The following is a 1797-nucleotide window of genomic DNA, read 5'->3' as shown; positions in this document are numbered from 1 at the left end:
TTCGGCAAGCATCGGATTTGGGACATGCCTATTTCGGAAGGCAGTTTCACCGGCGTAGGAATCGGAGCTGCTATCAACGGATTGCGACCGATAGTAGACCTCGGATTTGCCAGCTTTGCCTATCTCGCCTCGGATCAGATCATCAATCAGGCCTCGAAATTGCGGTATATGACTGGAGGCCAGATCGACATTCCTATCGTGATTCGTTGCTGTATGTTCTCCACGGGGTCGATGGCGGCGCAGCATGCCGACCGGCCCTATCCGCTTTTCATGAATGTGCCAGGTCTCAAGATCATCAGCCCGACCAGCCCCGCTGATATTAAAGGGCTTATGAAATCGGCCATTCGCGACGGCGATCCTGTGCTCGTCTTCGAAGAGAAAAGGCTGTGGCCGCTCAAGGGGAATGTGCCCACAGATCCGGACCATTTAGTTCCGATTGGCAAAGCGGATGTGAAACGCGAGGGAAGCAACGTCACCCTTATCGCTATCGCAGGCGCCCTTCGGCCGGCGCTGGACGCAGTTGAAGCGCTCGCCAGGGAAGGCATTTCGGTCGAAGTGATTGACCCACGGACGTTGAAGCCGCTCGACCATGAGACGTTCAAAACCTCCGTCGCCAAGACCGGAAGGGTTGTGATCGTTGAGAATGCTCACCGAGTCTGTAACGTGGGAAGTGAAATCGCTGCGGTGATGGCGGAAGAAGCTTTCGAACTTTTGAAGCAACCGATTCTACGTCTGAGCGCTCCGGACATTCACGTACCGTTCAGTCCGACCCTCGAGAAGAACTTCTACCCGACGAAGGATAGCATCATCGCCGCCGTACGGCGGCTGCTCTGAGACCTTCGAATACTCTGAATAGATCGGAAGCAAAGATGACAACGGACATTATCTTACCCTCCAGTGGAATGGGCTCAAGGAAGCTACAATCGTTCGCTGGTTAAAAAGTATCGGCGAGGCTGTTTGTCGTGGAAGTCGAGACAGCTAAGGCCACTGGAGAAGTCGAAGCACCCGCGAACCGCATTTTGACGACAATCGCTGCACCGGAAGGTGCAACGGTAGAGACCAACGCGGTCATTGGAACGATTGAAGCCTGATGTCCCGCTCTTTCACCGAGGTTCCCTTAACGCCGTTGCGGAAAGCCATAGCCGCTCGGATGACGCAGGCAAATCAGACGATTCCTCACTTCCGCCTTGTTGCCACCGAAGTTGATGCTCTTCTGCGTTGGCGGGCAGCGATCAACGAAGTGGGTCCGACAATAAGAATATCTATAAATGATTGTCTCATCAAGGCGGTTGCGATTTCGTTGGTCGACAATCCCGCCCTAAACTGCCAGATGACGGACACGGCGATCCGCCGGTTTCACTGTGCTGACATTTCGGTAGTAATCGCTGTTGAAGGTGGCCTTGATCGGCTTCGCATGAAGATGATTGCCGCCGGTTATGAGGATAGCATGATGCCCACCGGAACGCGCATTTTAGGAGATCATGGTGCCAGTTTGTGGGGGGCGCTCATGACAATGCCGACTCCGCGCCCGTCCATTTGATGCTGCTAATTTTTTTGCCACGGCACGAAAAATGCCGATCCCCAACATGAACGCCGCGCGCACCGATTAGGCTCCCATCAAAGGAATACGCCTTATGAACAAGAGGATTGCCGCTATGAAGAAGAAATTCTCGCCTTCGAGCGATGCGAGCATCTCGATTTTTGAGCGTCTCGAATCCGAGGTACGCGGCTACATCCGGTCGTTTCCGGTCCTGTTCGATCGCGGGGTTGGCACCACCCTTATAGCTGCAGACGGTC

At 54.3% G+C, this 1797-nt stretch carries 2 protein-coding genes and 1 pseudogene; all 3 read left to right on the top strand.

Features of this window, described 5'->3' with window-relative positions; all coding sequences use genetic code 11:
- Window positions 1–834: alpha-ketoacid dehydrogenase subunit beta (locus BLT09_RS33320; protein WP_091600668.1), on the top strand; the 834-nt coding region annotated here is incomplete at its 5' end.
- A gap of 116 nt (window positions 835–950) precedes the next feature.
- Window positions 951–1091: pseudogene (locus BLT09_RS35990) on the top strand (biotin/lipoyl-containing protein); the annotation flags it as partial.
- The gene (locus BLT09_RS33310) at window positions 1091–1540 is read left to right on the top strand and encodes a 2-oxo acid dehydrogenase subunit E2 (RefSeq protein ID WP_091600666.1); all 450 of its coding nucleotides are present in this window, start codon (window positions 1091–1093) and stop codon (window positions 1538–1540) included. The pseudogene BLT09_RS35990 and the gene BLT09_RS33310, both read left to right, overlap by 1 nt.
- Window positions 1541–1797: the final 257 nt, after the last annotated feature.

It is taken from the genome of Mesorhizobium muleiense (assembly GCF_900099905.1).
Taxonomy (GTDB): domain Bacteria; phylum Pseudomonadota; class Alphaproteobacteria; order Rhizobiales; family Rhizobiaceae; genus Mesorhizobium; species Mesorhizobium muleiense.
The sequence above is the reverse complement of the archived record's forward strand: the minus strand, read 5'-3'. Positions and strand labels throughout refer to the sequence as shown.

Coding starts and splice junctions, on each gene's coding strand:
- BLT09_RS33310 (WP_091600666.1), top strand. CDS start 1,091: ATGTCCCGCTCTTTCACCGAGGTTCCCTTAACGCCGTTGCGGAAAGCC.